This window comes from Microbacterium schleiferi (genome assembly GCF_038150145.1).
GTDB classification, from domain to species: Bacteria; Actinomycetota; Actinomycetes; order Actinomycetales; family Microbacteriaceae; genus Microbacterium; species Microbacterium schleiferi_B.
Map to the genome: position 1 here is coordinate 119,138 of NZ_JBBWSA010000003.1, position 25,161 is coordinate 144,298.

Here is a 25,161-nt window from a genome sequence, read left to right on the forward strand (position 1 = left end):
GCGATCGTGTGGCGCGGCGTCAGGGGGTCGTGAAGTGGAGGCTGGTCAGCCCGAACGCTTCAGTATCGTGCCGCAGCACGAAAGTCGGTGATATCACCTCGATCACCGTCACCTCGACGGTGTAGTGCACCTCGCCCCGCAGCAGATGCCCGGCATACGCGGTCGACCCCTGTGACTTCACGCCCGCGGCGACGTGGATGTGGGGTCTGGGCGTTCCTCCGACGCTCGTGATGGTGCCCGAGCCGACGCCCTCGAGATAGGCGATGTCGACGGCGTCGGCCAACGGAGGCTCCTCATCGGCGAGCGGCGCATTGGTGCCGATGAGACGCACCGAGCGGAACGCGCCGAACAGGCTCACTGTCGCCTGCGTGACTCCCGCGCTGACACACCAAGCGGTGATCGTCTCGAGGAGTTCCTCGCCGGGATCGAGCACGAGCATCCACTGACGACCCGTCGTGATCTCTGCACTTCTCACCGCGCACCTGCACGCGGGTCCGAGTCGCCCGCCCATCCAGTGATCTCCTCCGCGGAGGTGGAGGTCGGTCCGGGCGGTGTGCGCGAGAGGTGGGGGCGTCGCCGTGCTATCGGGTGCATGGCTCCACCGTAGGTTGTAGCGCGGTGACCGGCTCAGCGCAGGGAGCCGGCGACCTCGCGCAGCGCGTCGGCCGACCGACGCAACAGTGCGAGTTCGTTCGGGGAGAACGGCGTTTGGCGGATCGGGAACGCGCCGCGTGAGTTCACGATAGAGGGCACCGAGAGGGCCACCCCGTCGATGCCGTGGAAATCCCGCAAGACAGTGCTGACGGGAAGCACGGCGTTCTCGTCGCGCAGGATCGCCTCGATGATGCGGGCTGACGAGAGCCCGATCGCGTAGTTTGTCGCGCCCTTGCCCTGGATGACCTTGTAGGCGGAGTCGCGCACGTCCACCGTGATGGCATCGAGCTCATCAACCGTCATCCGCGGGTGGCCCTCGGACTCCCACTCCAGGAGCGGAACAGTACCGATGCTCGCGTGGGACCACAGCGCGAACTCCGTGTCGCCGTGCTCCCCGATGATGTAGGCGTGCACGCTTGAGGTGGCAACCCCCGCGCGCTGTGCGAGTTGCCACCGCAGGCGCGACGTGTCGAGGACGGTTCCTGACGCGAAGAGTCGCTCCGGGGGAAGGCCGGTTTCCTCCTGCGCGAGCACGGTGAGCACGTCGCACGGGTTCGTGACGATGACGTAGACGGCGTCGGGGGCGACCTCCAGGAGCTGGGGGAGCGTCTTTCGCAGGATGCCCGCGTTCACGCCCGCCAGCTCGATGCGGCTCTGCCCGGGGTTCTGCTTGGCGCCTGCGGTGATCACGACGACGTGGGAGCCTTCGGCCACGGAGATGTCGCTGCCACCGCTGATGTCACTCGACCCGGTGAAGAGGGTGCCGTGGGCGAGATCGAGAATCTCGGCATCCACCTTCGCGGTATTGATGTCGTACAGGGCCACGTGGCGGGCCGACCCGCGGATGAGGGCGGCGTAGGCGACGCTGGATCCGACGCTGCCGGCGCCGACGACGGTGACTTTCGAGTTCTCGATCACACTCATGGGGGACAGTCTTCCAGGTCGGTGTTACGCGCCGGTAGCCGGCTCCGCCCGCTCCTCGGCTGGTGCGACGTCGGAGTTCCGGATGCCGAGGAACGACACGATCCCGCCCGCGACCATGAGTCCGGCCGTGACGATCGCGGCGCGGTGGAATCCGTCAAGATCGAGGCTCCCGGCGACGATCGTCGCGAGCGTCGCGATGATGAGAAGCCCGGCGATTCTCGCGACCGCGTTGTTCACCGCCGACGCGATCCCGGAGCGAGCCGGGTCGACGGCCCCGAGGATCGCGGCAGTGAGCGGCGAAACCGTGATCGCGAGTCCCAGACCGAACAGAATGAGCCCCGGCAGCAGTTGGAGCCAGTAGTTGACGGGGTCGGTGACCGTGAGAAGCAGCAGCGATCCGCCGGCCATCACGAGCGGCCCGACGGTCATGAAGACCCGCGGCCCAAAGCGGTCAGACAGGGACCCCATCGAGGCGCTCAGCAGCACCATCATGACGGTGGTCGGCAGGCTCGCAAGCCCCGCGAGGGTCGCCGAGAACCCAGCCTCCTGCTGCAGGTAGACCGTGACGACGAAGCCGTTGAGCGAGAGCGCTGCATACACGAACAGGGTCGCGATGTTCCCGGTCCAGAAGTTGCGGATGCGGAAGAGGTCAAGCGGCAACATCGGTGCCGTCGCCGATCGCTGACGCCACAGGAAGAGCGCGAACAGCAGGATGCCGGCCGCGAACGTCCCCCAGATCACGGGCGATCCCCATCCGAGGTTCGGTTGTTCGATCAGCGCGAAGACCGCCCCGCCGAGTCCGAAGGTGCACAGGGCGGCGCCGATCCAATCGATGCGAGCGTCGGGGCGGCGCTCGTCGCGCTCGCCGAGCCGGTGCAGCAGCCACAGCGTGATGCCGATCGGTACGACATTGATGACGAACGCGAATCGCCACGACAGGTAGTCGACGAAGAGGCCGCCGATGAGGGGCCCGACGATCATGGCGCCGGTGGTCATGGCCGTCCAGATGCCGATCGCCCGGCCGCGCATCGCGCCGTCGAAGCGGGAGGTGATGAGCGCCAGCGAGCTGGGAACGAGGAACGCGCCTGCCGCACCCTGCACGGCACGGGCGATGATCAGGATGACGGGGTCTGGCGCGATCGCGATCACGACGGATGCCGCGGCGAATCCGTAGAGGCCGATGCGCAGCACGAGCAGCCTACCGAAGGCATCCGAGATCGAACCGGCGAGCAGGATGAGCGATCCGAGGGTGATGAGGTAGGCGTCCACCACCCACTGCTGGGTCGTGAGCCCGCCGCCGAGCTCGGTCTCGATCGCGGGGAGGGCGACGTTGATGAGCGTGCCGTCGAGGAACGCGACGAACGACGCCAGGATCGCGATCGTGAGGATGAGTCGCTGCGATCGACTCATGCGAGGTGCCACATCGTCACGCTACGCGCCCTGCGCGACGGTGGGGTCGCTCAGGTCAGAGTGCGCCGCCGGCAGCGGGCGGGGCGTCGGCTTCGGTCGAGTCGCCGTTTGGCATGTCGCGAGCGACGAAGTTCTCAATGTCGAAGAGGTTCGTCGTGCGCTCGGCGATGTTGAGGAGCGTCGTCATCGACGCGACCTCCTCGACCTGCTCCTTCAGGAACCACAGCATCGCCTGCTCGCCCAGTCCGTCGCTCTCGGCACGAGCCGCGGCGAACAGTGCCTCGATCTGCGACGAGACCCGCTTCTCCTGCTCGAGTGCGAGGCGGATCGGCTCGGCGTGGTCGGCGAAGTCGGTGCGAACAGCCGGAACGCCGGGGATGGTCACACCCATGTCGCGGTCGAGGCGGTACTGGATGAGCATCATCGCGTGGTTGCGCTCTTCGACGGACTGGCGGTAAAAGTGGCGCGCGAGCTGCGGCAGGTCGTGGTCGTCGTACCAGACGGCGATGGCGATGTACTGCTGGCTGGCCGCGAACTCGTGGCCGATCTGCTCGGACAGCAGCTGGTCGAACGTGGTCATGACACTCCGATCGGGTCGCGAAACTCTCCCTCCCATCCTGTCAGACCGTGGTCTGGCGAAGACAGCGGTGAGGGCGTGCGGGCGATCATGGCGAAGCGACCCGGTGCCGGATTTCGGCGCGAGTGCGGCGTGTCGTAAACTGGAGGACGGTGACGTGTCCGAGCGGCCGAAGGTGCAACTCTCGAAAAGTTGTGTAGGGTAACCCCCTACCGTGGGTTCAAATCCCACCGTCACCGCCATTTTTCTCCCAGATCAGCGCCTCTTTTGGGGCGCTGTTCTGTGTGTGGGTAAAGATTCGGGTAAACGCGTCCTCCCTGCGGAATTGTCCACTGACCTGGCGTTTGGTGGTCGACGAGTCACCCGTGCCCGCCCTGGGCAATCTCACCCCACCGTAGGTGGGTCCTTGTCTGGCGAGCGTCTCGTCGGCGGCGCCGCCTTCCGGTTGTCCACACCGGACATCCGCGAGGATCTCGACGAGGCCCTTGCCTCTGACGCAGTGCCGCACAGCGCCGAAGAGACACGTGCCCGTTAGGGGCTCAGGCCGAAGTGAGCTGGGCCGTCCAAGGCGAGTACCGCGTGCTACTCAGGCTCGAGCCGCAGAACCAGATGCTTCGCGTGCTCCGTGTAGGTCATCGCGAGTTCGCTTACACACAGCCCGCGATCCGCTGAACTGTACCGAAACCTCAGCCGGGGGTGACGATCAGCCTCCCTCGCCGATGATGATGATGGGGGCTGCGCCGGCGGATTCGCACTCCATCATTGCGTGCTCGAACTCTTCCGGGAGGACCATCGCTTCGCTGGTGAAGTCGGGGAGCTCGGTGAGTTTCACCGCCGCCGACGCTGCTGCCTGGATCGCGGCAAGTCCGCGAGCATCGACTGTGGTGACGGTCTTACCAGTCTTCAGCGCCCCGCTCCCCCCGTCTGCCCGTGTGGTGGACACCGACAGGTGCTCACCTAGTGGGGCTCCGCGGGAGACCTGGCGATTGGGTGAAGACCCGCGAGAACTCGTCAGCATCTTCGCGTGAGTTCATCACCTCGATCAGCGACGGAGCATCGGCTCTTGCGGCGCGCTCCAACGCCGCGCGGAGCTCGGTCGCCGTGTGCACGCGGCGCGCGTCGAGTCCAAAGCTTGCCGCGAAGTCCGCGTGCGCGATGCTGGGTTCGCTGAACTCCCACCCGAACTCGCGCTCGGCGTCGACAAGCGGTGAGTTTGCGACGCGGGCGAGCGCAGCAATGTCGCGCCACCCGCCGTTATTCAGCACCACGAAGACAACAGGAGTGCGCAACTGGGCCGCAGCGTATACGGCGGTGGAGGAGAACATGAATCCGCCGTCTCCCAGGATGGCGACGACACGCCGACCGGGGTTCGCAAGCTGGACGCCGATGGCTGCAGGCCCGCCCCATCCTTGAGCGCTGGCCTTGCTCGAGATGCCGTAGAAGCCACTGGGGTCGGCGACGGCAACCAGTTCCTCAACGAACGGCTCGCCTGACGCGCAGTGATTCACGATGATGGTGTCGGCGGGCATCGCTTCAACGATCTCGGTGACGATCCGTCCGATGGCCAGCTCCGGTGCGTCAAAGCGGATCCGGCGGATGGCCTCAGCGCGCTCCGCTCTCTCGCGGTGCCGCTCCTCGGCGGCGTGGCGACGGGCGCGCCGCACGGTCTCATCGAGCGGATTCTCACGGAAGCGTGCGGCCAGCGCATCGAGCGTGGGGCCGGCCGCGCCGAGCACCGCGACATCGGCGCGCACTTGCCGCGTGAGCGCGCTCGGATCGGCCGACACGACTGCCGTCGTTGTGCCTGCCAAGTCGATCCGCTCGGTCAGTCCCGATTCGGTCATCTCGACGCCCCAGAGAATCGCCGCATCAGACGCGCGGAGGAAGTCGCGGTTCGACCCCAGCTTTCCAATAAATTGCGGATGCGTCGTCGGGAAGCCGAGGTCGGAGACTTTGTCTTCGCTGGCGGCAGCGACGCCCGTCGCCTCCACCAATTCGACGAGCGCGTCGAACCCGCCGTACCGACCGACTTCGGCACCGGCCACGATGATCGGTCGATCCGCCCACCGCAGCATCGACTCGAGCGCGTCGAGGGCGCGCGTTTCCGCGCAAGCGTTGCCGAACAGTTGCAGAGGACGGATGGCGTCAGAGCGGTCCTCCACCTGCTCCTTCCACACGTCCATCGGAATGGCGACGTGCACGGGGCCGAACGGCGGGGTGTTAGCGATTTGGAACGCACGCGCGAGAATCTCGGGAATGCGCGCCGCGTTCGGTACCTCACAACTCCACTTCACAAACTGCCCGCTCATCTCCGTCGCAGCGCGCGGCACTGCAGCGTACTGGTCGCGGCCCGCGAGTTCGCGGCTCGAGGTGGTCGTCGTATAGACGAGCGGCACTTGCTCCGCCCACGCCGTCGTGACAGCCATCATCCCGAGCGCGGTTCCCGACGCATGGTAGACGTTGACGAACGCGGCCGAGCGCTGCGCCCGCGCGAAACCGTTCGCGATGAGGGCGAGGTTGGTCTCGTTCAGCGCCGACACGTAGCGGATTCGGTTGCGGTGGGCGTACAGCGCCTCGGCGAGCGGGAACAGCCCAAGGCCCACGATGTTGAACGCGTGGTCGACCCCGAGTCGTTCGAGCGTTCGTACCAGGTGCTCCGCCCCCGAGACCGTCGTCTTCTGCTGGTCCAGCGCCATGTGCGACTCCTCCTCACACCGACCTCGTCGTCGGGTTTCCCTCGCGGACGCGGCAAGTCAACCTGACGTCGGGGGCCAGGCGAAACACAATTCTGCGCGTCAGAATTACCCTGCCGACAGTGCTGCCTCTAGCTTGTGGCGGGCGTGGAACAGTGGCGCGAGGGCGGCATCGCCGCCTTCGAGGAAAGCGGACAGCCGCTTCGCCGTCATTAGGAGGACGATGGCCGCCGGCGGCCCCGGTTCCGGTAGTACGGGCACGGCGATTGAGGAGATGTCGTGTTGCACCTCTTCGTGGCACACGGCATAGCCCGCTACGCGGGTGCGCTCGAGTGCCCGACGCAGGATGCCGAGGTCAGGTGGATTGCCGTACAGCACCGCGCGACCGTCGGTCGGGTCGTACAGCCGATCGACGAGAGCGGGTGGCTCGGTCGCCAGCAATACCTTCCCTGCCGAGCTGGAGTGTGCCGGGTAGACGTGCCCTGTCCGGTCCCCTAGTGCGTCCGGCCCGCCGAGGATCGTCTGTAGTACACGGGTGTGGATGCCGATACGTACGGCCAGATTGACGGTCTCGCCGCACGTATCGCGCAGTTCCTCCAGCACCGGACGCGCACGGACCGCTAGGTCTTGATTGCGCTGAGACATGACAACCGGTGCGCACAGCGCTGGCCCTGCGACGTAGCGCCGGGCGTTGTCCTGCACCGCGAACCCCTGATAGACGAGCATCGACAGGATCCGATGGGCCGACGACACGGCCACGCCGAGGCTTGCGGCCAGATCGGTGACGCGCATCGAACCAGAGTCGCGCAGCAGATGAATGGCGCGAAGCGCGCTGTCGACGGAGGCGATCGCGTACGGCGGCGGTCGGTAGTCAGTTGGCACGTCTTCGTCCCATCGGCTCGTGTCCGTCGACGCGCGATCGCGCGCTTGTGCTCAGCCGATCCCCACCGGGTAGCCGATCGGAGGATCGAACGCCGCCATGTCGGTGAGACTGAACTTCTGCAGCCAGCTCCAGAACAGCTCGCGCCCCATCGCGCTCAGGTGCACGTCGTGGATGGGGAAGATGTGGCGCGGAGCCACAGCATCCGCGAAGTCGATCGCTTCGCGCAAGCTTCCCCACGGCCCGAGGAGCGGCAGCGCAAGCGCGGTGATGCCGCTAGGGGCGCTCTCATAGCTGTCGCCCGGGTGGAACAGGCGTGCCCCACCCAAGACGCCGAGCACGTATCCCACGTTCAGGCCCTGCGGAATGCGCTCGTGGATCAGTTGGTGCAACGAGCCGACGACCTCGATGTCCACCGCCCCGACGCGATACGCCTGGCCGTCACTGACCGGGATGGCGCGATCCGCGCCGACGGGCAGAGCGTCGAGAACCTCGGCGGGCGCCAGCACGAGCGCGTCGGGGCTACGAGCGACGAGCCGGGCGACTCCGTCCGGATCGAGGTGGTCGGGATGGTCGTGGGTGAGCAGCAGCGCATCGAGCCGGTCGAGCGCGAACACGTGCTCACCCGAGAGCGAGCCGGGATCGATCAGGATGCGCGTGCCCTGTTCCTCGATGAGCAGCGCCGATTGGCCGTACCGGGTGATATCCATGCCTCACTCCTCAGTTGGTCATCAGGGCCGGCAACCACGTCGAGATAGCGGGAACCAGCACGATGATGACGAGCCCCACGAGCAGCACGCCGACGAAAGGCAGGATGCCCTTGAACAGCTCGCCCATGCTCGCGCCGCCCGGAATCGCGTTCTTCAGGATGAGTAGGTTCATGCCGACCGGTGGTGTGATCATGCCGATCTCCACCGCGATCGTCACGATGACGCCGATCCAGATCGGGTCGAACCCGAGCTGCATCAGGACGGGGAAGAACAGCGGCATCGTGATGACGATGAGCGACACGGGGTCGAGCACGGTGCCCAGCAGCAGCAGCACGATGATCATGAAGATCAGCACGGCCCATGGGCTGATCGCGGCCTCTGTGATCATGGAACCCACGCCCCGCGCGATGCCGACTCTCGCGACCAGGAACGATAGCCCGAAGCCGCCGATCACCAGCAGAAGAACCATCGCGGTGGACTCGGCCGCGTCCCGCAGTGATGCGAACAGCTTCTTGAGTGTGATCGAGCGCGTGGCGAGTGCGATGAGCAGTGCACCGATCGCGCCCACCGAGGCGGCTTCGCTCGGCGTGGCGATGCCCGAGTAGATGCTGCCGATCACCGCAATGAACAGCAGCGCGATCGGCCACAACCCGCCTAAGGCGAGGAAACGCTGGCGCCACGTGAAGCGTGCGTCGGAGCGCGGTGCGAGAGCAGGATTCAGCTTGGCGGCCGTCATCACGTACACGACGAGCAGGACCGCCATCAGGATCCCGGGCAGGATGCCAGCGATGAAGAGCGCTCCGATGGAGGTCTCTGTCGTGAGCCCGAAGATGATCATCGCGACGCTCGGCGGGATGAGGATGCCGAGCGTTCCGCCCGCAGCGACCGCGCCGACCGCGAACGACTTCTTGTAGCCGTGTTTCATCATCTCGGGGATGGCGAAGTACCCGACCGCCGCCGCAGTCGCGGGGCTCGAGCCCGACACGGCGGCGAAGACCGTGGCCGCGCCCTGCGAGCTCACCGCGAGCGCGCCGGGAAGCCGCCCGAACCACGCCATCCCGGCGCCGAAGGCCTTCTCGGTGATCCCCGCGCCCGCCGCGACGACGGCCATCATGACGAAAAGGGGTATCACGCTGAACAGCTGGTCTGAGCCTTTCTCCGCAGCGATCTGCGGCATGATGATCAGTCCCTGCGGGCCGACGAACAAGATGATGCCCACGGAGACCGTGGCGATCATGGCCAGCGCAACCGGCATCCCCGTCGCGATCAGGAACAGGAGCAGCCCGAAGATGATGGTCGCGCTTGCACCCCAGGCAACATCGAGATTCATACGAACTCCTCACCGTGGAGAGGATCCTTCGGCCGCTCGCGGCGCCAGTTGTGAACCCAGATCAGAATGTAGGTGGCGAGCATGAGGGTGAAACCCAGAATCTGCAACCACTGCGTCGCCCACAGCGGGATCCTCAGAACGGAGATGTCGGTTTCGCCCGTCCGCAGCACGTTCGAGAAGTGCTCAACGCTGAGCCAGGCGAGGAGCGCAACCACCAGGATCCCCACAGCATCGCCGAACTGGCGCACGATCAAGCCGACCCGCTTCGGCATCATGTCGGTCACGAAGTCGATGCGCACGTGCCCGTCGAGAAGCAGGGTTCCCGACATCGCCAGGAACACGATTGCAAGCAGGATGTACTCCGACACGGGAAGCACGAAGTCGAGCGGCGAACCCAGCACGTAGCGCCACAGGACTCCGCCGAACACGATCACGGCGAGCAGCAGCACTCCCACGGACGCGACGGTGAGCAGACCGAGGTTCGCTCCTCGGATGATCCGGTCGATCATCAGCAGCGGTCCAGGGGCCCGAACGTCGGTGCCTGGTAGGCGTCCTCGCGGAACTTCTCGGATATCTCCGCGAGGCTCTCGCCCCGTTCGCTGACGGTCTCGCCGATCTCATCGCGCACGTCGTCGACGGTCGCGAGTTTGTCGTCGACCGATCCGTCGGAGGGGACGCACAGTGTCGCCCCCGCTTCGACGAGACGCTCGACCTCCGGCTCGACGGTCTCGGATAGCAGCTCGAATCCGTACTCCTGTGCGGCTGCGCCGGCTGCCAGCACCGCCGTCTGGTCCGCTTCGCTCAGGCTGTCCCACGCCTGCTGGTTCATCGTGATGGCGTTGTAGTTGGCGCCGAAGTCGAGGCGGTACACGTAGGGGGCGACCTCGGCGAGCTTCAACGAGCTGTAGAGGTTGTAGACCATCAGTGTGCAGTCGACCGTGCCGTTCTGGAGCGACGTGTACAGTTCCGCTGTGCCGATCGTCGCGGGCGAGCCGCCCCACCCGGCGAGCGTCGCCGACTGCCACGGACCTGCTGCGCGGATCAACTTGCCGCTGAAGTCGGCGTCCGCCCCCGCGGGCTCGGAGCATGCGATGATCCCCGGCATGATTCCCGGGTTCGAGAAGATGAACTTCTGGTTGTGTTCGGCGAAGATTTCATCGAGCACGGGGTCGACCTCGGCGCTGAACTCGGCATATCCCTCGCTGTCGGCGGGGCGGGCGTACGGCACCTCGAGGATCGCGAGGTCGGGGATCGCTCCTGAAGCGAACGACGTCGTGACGTGCCCCAGATCGACCGTGCCCGACTCCACTGAGTTGAGCACCTGGTCGGGTGACACGAGTGATCCCGAGTAACTGGGGTTGATCACGATGCGCCCGTCGGTGCGTTCTGCCACTTCGTCGGCGAATTTCTGGTCGATCCGCGACATGAGGTCAGACTCGCCGGTGTGAACTGTCAGTTCGAACGATTGCGTTGCTTCGCCGCCAGATGAGTTCTCGCCCGAGGTGTTCGCGCTCGAGCATGAGCTTGCGGTGATGATGACGCCCACGCCTGCGGCAAGAGCGACCAGTGAACGGCGATACTGCGTGATTCTCTTCATTGAGATCCCTCTGATTCGGTGACTTCTCGTGACGGTCACGGATCCGTGTCCCGAGATTCGGGCGCACAAGCCAGGTGGCAAGCTCGACCGTCGAGTCAAAGTTCCCTGAGGCGTTCGGGGAGGTCCACCGTTTTCCCGCTGGCAGAAAACGGTGGGTCATGGGTTGCCGCACGTAGGCGCGGGTCTGTCGTCCGTCAGTCTGTCGCGGCGCCGCGAAGCGGTCGTCGTGAGGTTTCCGGAATGCAGAATGCCGACTGCCGCATCTCAAGCCGCCGGTAGCGTGGGTTGGATCGCAGAGAGGCGGTGTCCATGACGCAGGGCGAGCGACCGATTGATCGAGTTGTGGCGGCGCTCCGGGCCGATCCCGTGGATCTAGCTGATGATCTTGCCCGTGTTCGGGCGCGCTTCGAACAACTGGGTGAACGAGACCCGCTGGCCACCGGCGCGGAGTCATACCGGGCACGGATCGGCGGAGTCTCGGTTCTGGACATCCCGGTCTCGCCGTCGGAAGCCCCGGTGGTTTTTGTCCATTCGGGAGGGTTCATCGCGGGGAGTGCTGCCGGCTCGTTCGCTCTCGCCCGCCGCCTGGCCGACACGGTCGGCCGACGTGTCGTCTCGGTCGACTACCGACTTGCGCCGGAATTTCCGTTTCCCGCAGCGCGTGACGATGTGATCGCCGTCCTCGACACTCTCGGAAGAGGGATAGCTCCGGAGCGGATCGCGGTAGTTGGCGCATCGGCCGGTGCGGCGATCGCATTGCACGCTCTGCGGGAGTTACGGGATCAGGGGCGGGGGCTTCCGGGTGCGGTGTCGCTCCTCTCGCCTTTCACCGACCTCACCCTTAGCGGATCGTCTTTCGCCTGGAACCACGTGCGCGACCCCTCACTCACGAGGAGTGGACTCGCAGCTGGCGCCCGCGCGTACGGTGCCTCCGACTCGGAAGGGCTGCGGCCGACCATGACGAACCTGCGTGGTTTTCCTCCCCTTCAGGTTCAGGTGGGTTCGCGCGAGATCCTGCTGTCTGACTCTCTTGACTTGGTGCGGGAGGCCGCGCGTGCAGACATCCCGGTGAGTCTCGAGATTTGGGCCGAGATGGTGCACGTGTTCCCGACTTTCGCGGCGGTGCTCGACGAGGGGGCGACGGCGCTACGCAGAATCGGGACGTTCCTAGAGCGTTGGATACCCGCGTGAGGCGGGCTAGTCTGTGCGCGTGAGTCACGCGGTCGGCAAGCTACAGCCACCGGCGTACGCGCTGGGGTCGGTGGACAAGGCGCTGCGTGTCCTGCATATGCTCAGAGACGGCGGGCCAGTTCGCATCAGCATCGTTGCCCGCGACCTCGACATCGCAGTATCCACAGCGCACCGCATCATGTCCATGCTCGTCTTCCACGGCTTCGCCGTGCAGGACGAGCAGCGCCGATACACCCCCGGTCCGGCGCTCTCGGCGCCGGTACTGAAGACACAGGATGTCGATCGTCTCTGCGCGATCGCCGAGCCGGTTCTCGCACGACTTGCCGCGGATGTGGGTGAGACTGCCAACCTGACGACGAGAGTAGGCCCCCACATCCGGGTGCTCATGGCCGTGGGAACCCGGGGTAGGTCGGAGATGGATCGCAGCGGAGCCGTGCTCCCAGCTCATTCCACCGCGGCGGGACGAGCATCGCTCGCTCTGCTCAGCTCCGACCAAATCGAGCACCTCTACCGCGGTCCGGCCGCCGAGCGCGCGGCGTCGCTACTCGATGACAGAGCCTTCTCGGACTTGAGTCGAGAGCTCGCGCTCACTCGTTCGCGCAGCTATGCCGTATGCCGTGTCGAGGCCGTCGAGCGCCTCAGTGCGGTAGCCGTGCCCGTGTCCGCGCTCTCGACGCGGGCGGTCTCGATCGCGCTCCTCACGACCGATCAGCGTATCGATCCGCTGCTGCGGGACTCCTGGCGGATGGGTCAGTTGTATGCCGCTGCGGACGAGCTCGCGGCACGCCTCGACGACGCGGGCGACACCCTCGCCGCCACCGATTGACGTCACGCCGAGTTCCTTCCTGCAGAAAGTGCTGCAGCAATGCTTCGGCGCCCCCGTAGCGTGCTCGATAACGCCCGGCGATGTCGCCGCACGAAGGGAGCGCTCGATGACGAGTCACACGGTCGCCAACGGGATCCTTGCGCCACAGCCGAGCCCTGTTGACCCATCAGCGGGACACGGAGGGGTCCGGGATCGTCAGTTTGCGTTCCTCGTTAACGGCGAGCTCCGCGGCGCCGTAGGCGGCGCGACCTACCAACGCGTCAGCCCGTTCACACGGGACATCATCGCGACCGCGCCGCACGGCGATGCGCGGGATGCGAATCTGCTCGCGGACGCTGCCGACCAAGCACGACGGGGCTGGGCCCGGACCCCGATGGCGGAGCGCGCCGCGCTTGTCGCGAAGGCCGCAGACCTCGTCGAGGCCCACGCCGAGGAACTCGCCTACCTCGAGTCGATCGACTCGGGCTCATCTCTGGTCAATTCGCGGATGGATGTCGGGCTCACACTGCAGCACATGCGACTTTTCGCAGGCATCGCTTTGGAGGTCAAGGGGGCCACGATCCCGGCGAGCGCCGGGCTTCATTTCACCGTGCGTGAGCCGGTGGGAGTGGTGCTGCGGATCCCTGCCTTCAATCACCCGCTCATGTTCGCCGGGAAAGCGTTTCCCGCGATCGTGGCCGGCTGCCCCGTCATCGTGAAACCACCCGCGGCGGCGCCCCTGTCGACGCTCAGACTCGGCGAGATCCTTCGCGACGTCTTCCCCCCCGGGGTGCTTCAGATTGCGACAGCCTCGAACCGTGGGCTCGCCGACGCGCTCGTGCGACACAAGCACGTGCGCCGGATCGCCTTCATCGGCTCGACATCCACGGGATTGGCGATTCAGCGTGCCGCGTCCGAGTCGGGGTACGTCAAGGAGGTGTCTCTCGAGCTAGGTGGCAAGAATGCGATGGTCGTCTTCGACGACGCGGATGTCGATGCCGCCGCGCGCGGAGCGATTGCCGGCATGAACTTCGCGTGGTCGGGCCAGTCGTGCGGCTCAAACTCCCGTTTGCTCGTGCAGCGCGGCATCCATGATCGACTCATCGAGCGCATTGCTGAGCTTCTCAAGGGCCACCGGATGGGAGATCCTCTCGACCCGAGTACGCAGCAGGGCACCCTCATCAGCGAGGCCCACTTCGAGACGGTGACCAACTACATCCGGATAGCCCAAGATGAGGGCGCGCGGGTGGTTGCAGGCGGCGAGCGTGGTGACGACCCGGCCCTGGGCGAGGGCCTGTTCGTGCCGCCGACAGTCCTGACCGATGTGCCGCTGAACGGTCGGATCGCGAGGGAGGAGATCTTCGGCCCGGTGCTGGCCGCGATCCCCTTCGACGATGCCGACGAGGCGCTCAGAATCGCGAACGACTCGGAGTACGGACTGACCGCGAGCATTTGGACGCAGGACATCACTCGGGCTCTCCGCTTCGCTCGCGACATCGAGGCGGGCTTCGTGTGGATCAACGACTCCGCCAAGCACTTTCCCAATGTGCCCTACGGCGGCGTGAAGTCTTCCGGCTTTGGTCGTGAGGAAAGCATGGAAGAACTGCTCAGCTACACGGAGCAGAAGTCGATCAACGTCGCCTACTGACGGGCCCAACGAGATCACGAATCAGAACCACAAGCAGAGGACTGCACAGCATGGGATACACCGGACTGGACCGCAAGGTCATCGTCGTGACAGGAGCCGCACAAGGGATCGGTGCAGCCTATGCGCGCCGACTCGTGGCAGAGGGCGCTACCGTCGTTGCCGCCGATCGCAACGGCGACGGTGTCCGTCGCCTTGCCGAAGAGTTGGGCGAACTTGCGATCCCCTCCGAACTGGACGTCGCACGCGCCGACTCCGTCAAGGAGCTGGCCGCGTTCCTGACTGACAGATTCGGCCGCGTCGACGGATTGCTCAACAATGCCGCCATCTTCTCCACGATCCGGATGGCGCCGTTCTGGGAGATCACGGAGGAGGAGTGGGACTCGATCCTGAGGGTGAATGTCACCGGCGTGTGGCTGCTCACCTCCGCACTGGTCGACCTGCTTCGAGCCTCCGGGAGTGCGAGCATCGTGAACATCGGGTCCGACTCCGTTGTCCTGGGTCGACAGAATTACCTGCACTATGTCGCCAGCAAAGGCGCGGTCACCGGCATGACGTACGCGATGTCCAAAGAGCTGGGAGGGTTCGGTATCCGGGTGAATACTCTCTCCCCGGGGCCTGTGTATACCGAGATCGCGCGGGATACTGTCACAGAGGCGCAGAAGCAGGCAATGCTCGCGTCACAGGCGATCAAGCGCACCGCGGGCCCCGAGGACATGACATCGGTCGCGGCATTCCTTCTCTCTGACGACAGTGCCTATGTCACCGGGCAGACCATCAGCGTCAACGGAGGGTTGTGGCACCGATGAGCACGCAGATGCAGAACGAAGTCTCCATCGCCTCGCGCATCCTGGGGGCAGCCGGCTTGGATGACTACATCTGGGGACACGCCTCCATGCGCGACCCTGACGGCCGAGGAGCGTGGCTCAAGCGAGCGGGAATCGGTCTATCGGAGGTCGCTCCTGATGACGTCCACCTCGTCTCACCCGACGGTCGAGTCATCGAGGGAAGTGGCGAACCGCACATTGAGTACCCGATCCACACGGAGCTGCTCGCTGCGCGTGACGACATCGGGGCCGTGGTCCACATCCACCCTCCCTATGCCATTGCGTTGGCCGCGTCCGGTGTGCCCCTTCGTGCCTTTGGGCACGCCGGTTCCCTGTTCACCCCGCCCGATCTCCCACGCTTCGACCTGACGTCGGACCTCATACGCTCAGCCGAACTGGGCGCCTCCCTGGCCGAAGCGCTGGGTGACCGGAACGCTGCGTTCCTTGTCAACCATGGGATCGTGACCGTCGGAGTCGATCTGCCCACGGCGGTCTTCACGGCGATGCTCCTCGAGGAAGCATGCCGACAGCAAGCTCTCACCGCTACCTTCGGCGGTCGCCCGACATGGACGCCGGACGCCGAGGCCGCGGAGAAACGAGACCGCATCTACTCGCCACTCGCGGTGCACAACGTCTGGGGCTACCTGGGTCGCAAGCTCGCATCGGAGGTCGACGCATGACCGCGACAAAGCATGTACTCATCACCGGTGCAGGCATGGTCGGTGCCTACACCGCCAGGCTTCTGCTGGACTCCGGCGTGGCTGTGACCATCCTCGACCGGAGCGTTCCGAGCGCTTACCTCGCATCGGTCCTCGGAGACCGTGAGTACGAGACCGTCGAGGTTGACCTCACTGACGTGTCCGGGGTGGATGCCGCGCTCGAGCGAATGCCGCAGATCGACGGAATCGTCCACACGGCAGCCCTCATCGCCGCTCGGGCCCAGCGCGACCTGCTCGAGACCGTTGATGTCAACATCACCGCGACTCTGCGCCTCGCGCGCTGGGCCTCGGAGCACGGAGTCCGACGGTTTGTGGCGATCAGCAGCTGGAGTGTCTTCGCGGAAGCGCAGCCGTCTCCCATTGTGCGCGACTCTGCAATCGAGACCCAGTTCACCTCCTACTACGTGGCAGCGAAACTAGCGATGGAGCACCTGTTGAGCGCGCTCGCGCACTCCTCCGGGCTCGAGGTCGCTGCGATCCGCCCCACCGTGATCTACGGCTATGGCCCGAACATGGGCGGCGGCGTGGGCAGCGCGATCATCGAGGCACAGGTGCTTAACGGCATCGCAGGTCGCCCCATCGTGCTTCCCAGCAACATCATCTCCCGCACCGAATTGGTCTACGTCGAGGACGTCGCCGCGTTCACCGCAGCAGCGCTCGACGTACCGTTCGAGAACGCTCCGTTCGAGTGGTTCGTCGTCGGATCGCAGCAGACGACGACCCTCGAAGAGCTTGCACACACGCTGCGGGAGCAGTTCCCCTTCGTGTCGGTGACGATTCAGGACGGCGCCGCATCGTCGGTCATCCCCCCGCGTCAGGACCAACCGACCGACGTCACCGCTTCCATTGCCCGACTGGGAGTGCGCCCACCTCTGACGCGCACCGAAGGATTCGCGGAGTTCGTACGCGTCCTGCGATCTGTCGAGCGAGGGGACGTGCAGCCATGATCGAGGTCGAACGGATCGAGACGGTCATCGTTGGTGCAGGCTTCAGCGGTATCTCCGCGGCGCGGGAACTGCTCGTGAGTGGCAGGCAGGATTTCCTGCTTCTCGAACAGGCGAACGCGGTGGGCGGAGTCTGGCGCGACAACGTCTACCCGAACGCGGCGTGCGACGTCCAAGCGCACCTATACAGCCTCTCCTTCGCGCAGAACCCGGACTGGTCGAATAATTTCGCTCATCAGCGGGAGATTTGGGATTACCAGAATCGCGTGGTTGACGAGCTCGGCATCCGTCACCTGATCCGCTTCGGCACCCGTCTGGACTCAGCCGTCTGGAACGCGTCCTGCTCTGAGTGGAACCTGGTTCTCACGGGCGGCCGGCGCATCGACACCCGGTTCCTCATCCTCGCGACGGGGACGCTCAATCAGCCGCTCGTGCCCGATCTGCCGGGTTCGGACCGCTACAGGGGAGTGATCGTGCATACCGCCGAGTGGGACACCACCCTCTCGATGCGGGGCAAGCGCGTGGCGGTGATCGGCGCCGGTGCCAGCGCGATCCAGGTCGTCCCGGCGGCAGTCGACGAGGCGGATGCTGTCTTCGTTTCCGTGCGCACGGCGCCCTATGTGATGCCGAAGCCCGAAGAACGGTACACCGCGTCGGAGAAGCAGTTCTTCCGCGATCATCCGGAAGAACTCCTGCGCCGCCGCCGCGAGCTCTACGACTACTGGAACTACTCCACACATGCACAGGCCGTCATGGACGAGGAGTTCCTCTCCACCGCCGAGGCGACCTGGCGAACCCACATGGAAGCGGCGGTGAGTGACCCAACCCTGCGCTCGATCCTCACACCCGATTACCGCTTCGGCTGCCGCAGACCGGTCGTGTCAAACGACTTCTACCCCGCGCTCGCTGACCCCAAGACCACCGTCAGCGCGAGCGGCGTCGTCGGGTTTACCGAGTCCGGCATTCGCACGGCCGATGGTGAGGAGTGGGACGCCGACATCGTGGTGCTCGCGACAGGCTTCCGCGCGACGGAGATGTTCGAGAATCTCGAGCTCGTTGGCGCCGACGGCCGCTCGCTCGTCGAGACGTGGCGCGACGGCCCCCGGGCCTTTCAAGGAACCCTTGTCGGCGGGTTCCCCAACCTCTTCCTGATCACCGGACCGAACACGCAGGCGTCCGGCTCGATCATTGGCGTGATCGAGGCCCAGACGGCGTACGTCGCTCGACTCCTCAACCTCACCGACCAGACACATGCGGCATCCATCACCGTGAGTGACGCTGCCCAGCTCGAATTCGATGACGCGCTGAATCGAATGATGTCACGCAGCGTCTGGGAGGTGGGCGGGTGCGAGAGCTGGTACAAGATCGGCGGCACAGGACGAGTCGCCGTGAAATGGCCCGGCAACCTTGCCGAGTTCGAGCGGATGTTGGCCGAGATCCGCATCGAGGACTATCTGTTCGACGGCGAGACAGCCCTCGCGCAGGCTTAGCGGCAGCCCGATTTCCGGGGAGAAGAAAACAGGTCCCCCCATGGCAATCGGCTGATTGGCTGGGCCCACCACAGCGTCCGTTGCCTGAGCGGCGGCGAAGTTCAAAGGAGAACCAAGTGAGTTACATCATCGGCGTGGATGTCGGCGGGACGTTCACCGACGGCATCCTGGCGGACGGCGAGGGAAGACTCTACGGAGCGAAGGCGCCCTCCACGCCCCCGGACTACACCGGCGGCTTCTTCGACGTACTCGAGGAGCTTGCGGCCAACGCGGGGTTGTCGTTGCGCGAGATGCTCGAGAACACGCACCACATCGCGCACGGCACGACCTCGTCGCTGAATGCCCTCGTCATGGGAACGGTCCCGGATATTGGCTTCATCACGACCCGCGGCCACCGGGACTCGATCTACATCATGAACGTCGAGGGTCGATACCTCGGCAGCGCACCCGAGCAGCTCCAGAGCACCATCACCCAGACCAAGCAGCACGCGCTCATCCCCCGCTCCCTCGTCCACGAGGTCACTGAGCGCGTGGATCGCGACGGGACAGTGCTCGTCGAGCTGAACGAGGAGGACGTTCGCCAAGCCGCCACCGCGCTGAAGGCCGCGGGGGTACCAGCGATCGCGGTGAGCCTCCTGTGGTCGTTCCGAAACGACGCCCACGAGCGCCGCGTCCGAGAGATCATCCACGAGATCGCCCCCGACATGTTCGTCGCGATCTCCAGCGAGGTGAGTCCGCGCATTCGTGAGTTCTCCCGCTCCGCCACCACGATCATGAGTGCCCAGATCGCGCCGGGCCTGCGCGCGTATCTCGGCAACGTCGAGGACCGCTTGCGCGAGAACGGCTTGGCGGGCCAGTTGCTGATCATGCAGAGCAACGGCGGCGCGACCGTCGCGAAGGATGCCCCCAACCGGGCGATCAGCACGATTGGCTCCGTTCTCACAGGCGGTGTTGTCGGCGCGGTGGAACTGGGAGCTCAACTCGGCCACCGAAACATCGTTGCTACTGACGTCGGCGGAACGACCTTCCTTGCGGGACTGGTCGTCGACGGTGAGCCGGTGCGCTCCACCACAACGGTGCTCAACCACCACCCACTCAACGTGCCGCGCGTCGAAGTTGAGGCGATCGGCTCCGGTGGCGGTGCCATCGCCTGGCTAGACGCAGGAGGCAACCTCCTGGTCGGGCCGCGCAGCGCTCAGGCCGTGCCTGGACCGGCCTGCTATAACCAGGGCGGTGTGGAGCCGACGAACACCGACGCGAACCTCGTGCTCGGCATCCTCTCGGAGAAGGGTCTTCTCGGGGGACGGAAGGGGCTGAACATCGAGATGGCGCGCGAAGCGATCCGCACCCGCATCGCCGAGCCTCTCGGTTTGAGCGTGGAGGACGCAGCAGCTGCCATATACGCGGTGCAGAACAACCAGACCGCAGACCTTCTGCGCAAGACGGTGGTCGAAGCCGGCTACGACCCGCGTGATTTCGTCGTGTACGCCTTTGGCGGCGCGGGTCCAGCCCACAGCGCCGCGTACGCGTCGATCCTCGGTGTGAGTCAGGTCGTCGTTCCTCTCGGTCCGCTCGCATCAGCATTCTCGGCCTATGGGCTTGCCACCTCGGACGTCGTGCTCACGGGCGAGTACTCTGACCCGGCGATGCTGCCCGTCGATGCCGCCAAGGTCGAGAACAACTTCATGCGACTCGAAGCGGATCTGTTGGAGGCGCTTGAGGGACAGGGTCTGCGGTTCGCTGACGTGCACCTCATCCGCGAGCTCGACATGCGCTACGCGATGCAGCTCGCGGAGCTGCCCACTCCGATCGGTAAGCCAGTCACCTCTCACGAGCTGCTCCATGCGATGGACGCGTTCGAGCGCAAGTATGCGGAGTTGTACGGCGAGGGGTCGGGATTCGCAGCTGCTGGCATCCAGGGGATCACCTATCGGGTGCGGGCCGTCGGCGCTCTCAACGCACAACTGGACGTTCCTGAGATCGAGAGGGGCGACGGCGCCGATTCGTCGTCGGCCCGGATCGGATCACGTCCGGTCCGCCTCGGCACCGAGGGCTACCGCGACACAGCGATCTACGACTACACCAAGCTGCGCCGGGGTCACGTGATCCCGGGCCCCGCTGTCGTTGAGGTCCCCACCACCACCGTTGTCGTGCCCGACGACATGACCGGAGTCGTGGATGACTTCGGCAATCTCGTGATCTCCACGACGGTGAGCGGGTCGGATGACCGTGCCAATGACTTCGTCGCAGAGTCCGTTTCGGCTAAGGAAGTGCTTGCATGAACGCGTTGATTCCCGGTTCCGAGAAGTTCGCGAGCCGCCCCGTCAGCCCCGAGGAAGTCGTGGCCGCGCTGCCGGCCGGGTTCCCGATCCACACCGTGACGCAGGAGCAGATCGATGCCCTCGATCCGCTCACCTACGAGGTCATCCGCCACCGCATCTGGTCGGTGACTGAGGAGATGGGGGAGTCTCTTAAGCGGATGTCGGGCTCGCCGATCGTGACTGACGCGAACGACTTCGACTTCGCCGTCAGTGATGAGGTCGGACAGGAGGTGCTGGTCGGTCTCTACAACACCACCCTCGTGGGTGCGGTGGACCTCGCGATCTATTGGACGCTGCAGAACCGGTCGCACAATCCCGGCATCGCCGAGGGGGACATGTTCCTCAACAACGACCCCTGGGTTGGTGGCGGGTTGCATCAGAACGACGCGATCGTGTTCCAGCCGATCTTCTACGAAGGCAAGCTCTTCGCGTGGACGAGCGGTATCTGTCACGAACCTGATCTCGGCGGAGTGGGTCTGGGCTCATTCTCCCCGGCAGCCCAGGACGTCTTCTCTGAGTCTGTGCCGATGCCGCCGGTCAAAGTGGTGCGTGACGGCGTCCTTCAGCAGGACATCGCTGACATGTGGGTTCGCCGCTCCCGAGTTCCCCAGCTCGTGGAGCTCGACTTGCACGCTCAGGTCGGAGCCAACAACGTCGGGCGTGCGCGCATTCTCGAGATCATCGATCGCTACGGCGCTGACACGGTCAAGGCGGTGATGAAGCGCATGATGAACGATGCCGAAGGTCGCCTGCGGCAGAAGCTGAGCGCGCTTCCCGACGGGAGCTGGCGAGCGAGCGGATACCAGGATCAATCGCACGAGGGTGATCGCGGCCTGCACAAGATCACAGTCGAGATGACGAAGTCGGGCGACAGGCTGAGCTTCGACTTCACTGGCACCGACCCGCAGGCTGGCGTGATCAACTGCACCTACGCGGGCCTCCGCGGCGGGATCATGGTTGCGCTCCTGCCGATCCTCGCCCACGACATCCCGTGGTCGGCGGGGGGCTTGATGCGCGTGTTCGACGTCGTTAGCGAGGAGGGCACACTCAACAACGCGATGTTCCCAGCTGCCGTCAGTCGTGGCCCGATCGGTCCCGCCTGGCAGACGGGCACACTCGTTGCCGAATGCCTCTCTCAGATGCTCGATCAGACCGTCGACATCGGCACCAGCGTGCAGGCGGCCTGCTGCGGCACGTGGGACACGGCGGTCATCGCCGGGCTCGATCAGCGCGGTGAGCACCCGGCCCCCTTCCTCAACATCTTGATGGAACCGATGGCGGGAGGCTACGGCGCACGGCCGGACACCGACGGGATGGATACAGGCGGCCTCTTCTGCATCCCGCAGGGTCGCGTGCCCGACACGGAGATGTCAGAGTTCCTCTACCCGATGCTGTTCCTCTGGCGTCGTGAGGAGGCCGACTCTGGCGGTCCTGGCCGCCACCGCGGCGGGTTGAGCGCCTCGATCGCCTTCACGCCCTACGGCACCGAAGTGCCGATCGGTCTCGTACTCGCCTCCGCGGGGAAGGCCGTTTCGCAGAACACTGGTCTGGCCGGCGGGTACCCGGGCAACACCGGACTCGACCTTCTCGCGCGCGGCGCCGACGCGCTCGGCACGCTGAGGTCGGGCCGCATACCGTCGACGCTCGAGGAGGTCGGGGGGGAGCTCGAGATCGGGCAGAACTATGCCACCACGGCGATCTTCCCGGGCGATGTGATGTTCATGCATTGGCAGGGTGGCGGCGGGTACGGCGATCCACTTCTCAGAGAGTTCGACGCGGTCCAGCGCGATCTGGACGCGGAGAAGATCACCGCTGAGGGGGCCGAGGCTGCCTACGGGGTCGTCGTCGTGGGCGGCAAAGTCGACGAGGCGGCGTCCTTGGTGCGGCGTGAGCAGGCGCGGTCGGCCCGGGCTGCGTTGGCGCCCGGTTCATCCAGCAACGGTCACAGGGTGGACATCGGATCCGGACGGAGGATCAACGACAGTTTGATCCACGCCGCGGTGGATGGTTCGGATGTCGTCGCCTGTGCGCACTGTGGTGAAACTCTGGCCCGGGTCGGAGTCGATGACCGACTTGGCCTTGTCCGCATCGATGCTGAGCCAGCGGCGGCCGGCCCCCAGATCACCGCCGTCGCCACGGACTACGTCGATGAGGAAGTCGTCTTCCGCCGGTACTGCTGCCCGAACTGCTGGACTGCATCCTGGTCAGGTCTGGTTCCCGTCGGTCATCCGGACTACGCGCTCGAACTCGGCATGCTCGAGGTTGGATGACACACACCACGGTGTCGCCGCCCCTCGGCCAGTGCGCGCAGTGCGACGTGGCCGAGGGCGGTGGTGCCTGTTCAGGAGGGAGGCTGGCTGGCCCCCTTCGTGAGAGAGGATTTGAGGAGACCGCACGTGCAGTTCTATAGGGATGGCTACCGCCCAGGCGACCCGGACATCATGCCCGCGGCGGGGCACGCGCTGACGCGAACGCCGGGCATTCCCGACCAGGTAGATGTCCTCATTGTGGGTACAGGGCCTGCCGGCACCGTCCTGGCGGCACAGCTCGCCGCGTTCCCCGACATCGACACGCGAATCGTCGAACGACGGAACGGCCCCCTCGAGGTAGGGCAGGCTGACGGTGTCGCGTGCAGAACTGTCGAGATGTTCCAATCATTCGGTCTTGCCGATGCGCTGCTGCGCGAGGCGTATTGGGTGAACGAAGTACGGTTCTGGGGTCCGTCCGATTCCGATCGCACACGCATCGTGCGCACGGGGTGGGTAGAGGACACGCCTGCCGGCGTGAGCGAGTTCCCCCACGTCATAGTCAACCAGGCAAGGATGCAGCAGTACCTGCTGGACCATGCGGCTCGCTCATCGAGCCGCATCGAGCCCGACTACGGGATCGAGTTCGTGGGCCTGTCCCGGCAAGGCGGTGAGTATCCCGTCGAGGTGACCCTTCGCGTGGCAGATGGAGCGGAGTCAACGGTCAGGGCGAAGTATGTGGTTGGGTGCGATGGAGCACGGAGCGCGGTGCGGCGATCGATCGGGCGGAAGCTCCACGGCGACGCCGCCAACCATGCGTGGGGTGTGATCGATGTGTTGGCGACGACGGACTTCCCGGATTGGCGGACGAAGAACATCGTCCAGTCCGATCGCAAGGGCAGCCTGCTCATGATTCCCCGTGAGGGGGGGAACATGGTGCGACTGTACGTCGATCTCGGGCAGGTGGATGCCGCCGCGGACGTCCGCTCCACGAGCGTTGACCGACTGATCGCGATCGCCAACGACATCCTCCACCCGTACTTCGTCGACGTGAAGGCAGTTGCGTGGTCATCGGTGTACGAAGTCGGGCAGCGCGTCACCGACCGATTCGACGATGGGTCGGACGAGGAGCCCGAACGCGCTCCTCGCGTCTTCATCGCGGGTGACGCGTGCCATACGCACTCAGCCAAGGCCGGCCAGGGAATGAATGTGTCGATGCAGGACGCGTTCAACCTCGGCTGGAAGCTCGCCGCGGTGCTGCAAGGCAGATCGGACGTCAGTCTCCTGCAGACGTATTCGGCCGAGCGCCAGTCCGTCGCGCAGGACCTCATCGACTTCGATCGCTTCTGGTCGGCGTTCATCGCGGAGCCCATCGCCGACCCCGCCCATCCGGAGCGGGGAGGGGTCACGGCTGAGCAGATGCGCGCCGAGTTTGCCCGTCAGGGTCGCTACACGGCCGGTCTTGCGACGAAGTACCGCCCCTCGGCGCTCATCGCCAGCAGTGGGCATCAGCACCTTGCTTCCGGATTCGAGATTGGTACTCGGTTCCACTCCGCCCCTGTTGTGCGGGTCGCGGACGGAAGACAGGTAGAGCTTGGTCATGCGCATCGCGCGGACGGGAGGTGGCGCCTATACGCCTTCGGTGATGTGACAGGAGAGGGGCTCATAGAGCTGGCGCGGTGGCTGGGCGAGTCGTCGGAGTCGCCCGTTCTGCGGTTCACGCCCCCTGGCGCTGCGCTGGATGACACGCTCGACGTTCACGCCGTCTTTCAGGGCGACCACCATGGGGTGGAACTGGAGCACCTACCGGAGATCCTCCTTCCGCACTCGGGGCCGCTGGGCCTGCAGGACTGGGAGAAGACATGGTCAGCGGGTGGGGCCCGCGACATCTTCCGAGAACGTGGAATCAGCAGAGAAGGGGCGGTCGTTATCGTTCGACCGGATCAGTACGTCGCGAATGTGCTGCCGCTGCACGCGCGGACCCAGATCTTCGACTTCTTTGCCGGCATCCTGATGGAACAGGTCGGAGACCACGTGGGTAACGGGGTGGGTAAACCCGTCGACACTCACCGTGGCGCGTAGTCGCACCTAGACATGTCGCGAACCGCGAAACGACCGCGAGAAGGCTACGAAGTCGGCGCCCGAAACCCGATCCGGCAATAGTTCAAATCCCACCGTCACCGCCAGTGTGATGTCTC

Annotated in this window: 21 protein-coding genes and 1 tRNA gene; 11 read left to right on the forward strand and 11 right to left on the reverse strand. The window is 65.6% G+C overall.

Annotated elements, in window-relative coordinates:
- Window positions 1–19: 19 nt before the first annotated feature.
- The 4 genes from AADH62_RS04090 to AADH62_RS04105 form a co-directional block, all read right to left on the reverse strand.
- Window positions 20–475 (reverse strand): PPC domain-containing DNA-binding protein, encoded by a 456-nt coding sequence (locus AADH62_RS04090; protein WP_341578381.1) that lies wholly within the window; start codon window positions 473–475, stop codon window positions 20–22.
- Window positions 476–627: 152 nt separating this feature from the next.
- On the reverse strand, window positions 628–1,578 hold the full coding sequence (locus AADH62_RS04095) for an L-lactate dehydrogenase (protein WP_341578382.1): 951 nt from the start codon (window positions 1,576–1,578) through the stop codon (window positions 628–630).
- 24 nt (window positions 1,579–1,602) lie between these two features.
- On the reverse strand, window positions 1,603–2,988 hold the full coding sequence (locus tag AADH62_RS04100) for an MFS transporter (RefSeq protein WP_341578383.1): 1,386 nt from the start codon (window positions 2,986–2,988) through the stop codon (window positions 1,603–1,605).
- 55 nt (window positions 2,989–3,043) lie between these two features.
- Entirely contained in the window at window positions 3,044–3,568 is a 525-nt protein-coding gene (locus AADH62_RS04105; RefSeq protein WP_228177457.1) for a ferritin, read from the reverse strand.
- Window positions 3,569–3,716: 148 nt separating this feature from the next.
- On the opposite strand from AADH62_RS04105, the gene AADH62_RS04110 reads away from it, so the two are divergent.
- Window positions 3,717–3,807 (forward strand) — tRNA-Ser (locus AADH62_RS04110).
- Between the two features lie 461 nt (window positions 3,808–4,268).
- Here the strand turns inward: AADH62_RS04110 and AADH62_RS04115 are convergent.
- The 7 genes from AADH62_RS04115 to AADH62_RS04145 form a co-directional block, all read right to left on the reverse strand.
- Window positions 4,269–4,508 carry a hypothetical protein gene (locus AADH62_RS04115; RefSeq protein WP_341578384.1) on the reverse strand — a complete coding sequence of 80 codons (240 nt, stop codon included), beginning with the start codon at window positions 4,506–4,508 and terminating at the stop codon, window positions 4,269–4,271.
- Window positions 4,509–4,518: 10 nt separating this feature from the next.
- The gene (locus AADH62_RS04120) at window positions 4,519–6,261 is read right to left on the reverse strand and encodes a thiamine pyrophosphate-binding protein (protein WP_341578385.1); all 1,743 of its coding nucleotides are present in this window, start codon (window positions 6,259–6,261) and stop codon (window positions 4,519–4,521) included.
- A 105-nt stretch (window positions 6,262–6,366) separates the two neighbouring features.
- Window positions 6,367–7,140: an IclR family transcriptional regulator gene (locus AADH62_RS04125; RefSeq protein WP_341578386.1), complete on the reverse strand. Its 774-nt coding sequence runs from the start codon at window positions 7,138–7,140 to the stop codon at window positions 6,367–6,369.
- A 51-nt stretch (window positions 7,141–7,191) separates the two neighbouring features.
- A complete protein-coding gene (locus tag AADH62_RS04130; protein WP_341578387.1) occupies window positions 7,192–7,848 on the reverse strand; it encodes an MBL fold metallo-hydrolase in 657 nt (218 codons plus the stop codon).
- A gap of 10 nt (window positions 7,849–7,858) precedes the next feature.
- Complete coding sequence (locus AADH62_RS04135) at window positions 7,859–9,178, reverse strand: TRAP transporter large permease subunit (RefSeq protein ID WP_341578388.1); 1,320 nt, start codon at window positions 9,176–9,178, stop codon at window positions 7,859–7,861.
- Complete coding sequence (locus AADH62_RS04140; RefSeq protein ID WP_341578389.1) at window positions 9,175–9,687, reverse strand: TRAP transporter small permease; 513 nt, start codon at window positions 9,685–9,687, stop codon at window positions 9,175–9,177. The genes AADH62_RS04135 and AADH62_RS04140 overlap by 4 nt, the downstream gene beginning before the upstream one ends.
- Window positions 9,687–10,775, reverse strand: a complete 1,089-nt coding sequence (locus AADH62_RS04145) for a TRAP transporter substrate-binding protein DctP (protein ID WP_341578390.1) — start codon at window positions 10,773–10,775, stop codon at window positions 9,687–9,689. Before AADH62_RS04145 ends, AADH62_RS04140 begins: the two co-directional genes overlap by 1 nt.
- A gap of 309 nt (window positions 10,776–11,084) precedes the next feature.
- On the opposite strand from AADH62_RS04145, the gene AADH62_RS04150 reads away from it, so the two are divergent.
- From AADH62_RS04150 to AADH62_RS04195, 10 genes are all read left to right on the forward strand, one after another.
- A complete protein-coding gene (locus tag AADH62_RS04150; RefSeq protein ID WP_341578391.1) occupies window positions 11,085–11,966 on the forward strand; it encodes an alpha/beta fold hydrolase in 882 nt (293 codons plus the stop codon).
- 19 nt (window positions 11,967–11,985) lie between these two features.
- Entirely contained in the window at window positions 11,986–12,792 is an 807-nt protein-coding gene (locus tag AADH62_RS04155; protein ID WP_341578392.1) for an IclR family transcriptional regulator, read from the forward strand.
- A 106-nt stretch (window positions 12,793–12,898) separates the two neighbouring features.
- Window positions 12,899–14,419 (forward strand): aldehyde dehydrogenase family protein, encoded by a 1,521-nt coding sequence (locus AADH62_RS04160; protein WP_341578393.1) that lies wholly within the window; start codon window positions 12,899–12,901, stop codon window positions 14,417–14,419.
- Between the two features lie 50 nt (window positions 14,420–14,469).
- Window positions 14,470–15,225, forward strand: a complete 756-nt coding sequence (locus tag AADH62_RS04165) for an SDR family NAD(P)-dependent oxidoreductase (protein ID WP_341578394.1) — start codon at window positions 14,470–14,472, stop codon at window positions 15,223–15,225.
- Window positions 15,222–15,923: a class II aldolase/adducin family protein gene (locus AADH62_RS04170; RefSeq protein ID WP_341578395.1), complete on the forward strand. Its 702-nt coding sequence runs from the start codon at window positions 15,222–15,224 to the stop codon at window positions 15,921–15,923. Before AADH62_RS04165 ends, AADH62_RS04170 begins: the two co-directional genes overlap by 4 nt.
- Window positions 15,920–16,909 (forward strand): NAD(P)-dependent oxidoreductase, encoded by a 990-nt coding sequence (locus AADH62_RS04175; RefSeq protein ID WP_341578396.1) that lies wholly within the window; start codon window positions 15,920–15,922, stop codon window positions 16,907–16,909. The genes AADH62_RS04170 and AADH62_RS04175 overlap by 4 nt, the downstream gene beginning before the upstream one ends.
- Window positions 16,906–18,396 (forward strand): NAD(P)/FAD-dependent oxidoreductase, encoded by a 1,491-nt coding sequence (locus AADH62_RS04180; RefSeq protein WP_341578397.1) that lies wholly within the window; start codon window positions 16,906–16,908, stop codon window positions 18,394–18,396. Before AADH62_RS04175 ends, AADH62_RS04180 begins: the two co-directional genes overlap by 4 nt.
- A 116-nt stretch (window positions 18,397–18,512) precedes the next feature.
- Complete coding sequence (locus AADH62_RS04185; protein ID WP_341578398.1) at window positions 18,513–20,678, forward strand: hydantoinase/oxoprolinase family protein; 2,166 nt, start codon at window positions 18,513–18,515, stop codon at window positions 20,676–20,678.
- Complete coding sequence (locus tag AADH62_RS04190) at window positions 20,675–22,987, forward strand: hydantoinase B/oxoprolinase family protein (RefSeq protein WP_341578399.1); 2,313 nt, start codon at window positions 20,675–20,677, stop codon at window positions 22,985–22,987. The genes AADH62_RS04185 and AADH62_RS04190 overlap by 4 nt, the downstream gene beginning before the upstream one ends.
- Before the next feature lie 126 nt (window positions 22,988–23,113).
- Window positions 23,114–25,045: an FAD-dependent monooxygenase gene (locus tag AADH62_RS04195; protein ID WP_341578400.1), complete on the forward strand. Its 1,932-nt coding sequence runs from the start codon at window positions 23,114–23,116 to the stop codon at window positions 25,043–25,045.
- The last annotated feature ends 116 nt before the right edge of the window (window positions 25,046–25,161 follow it).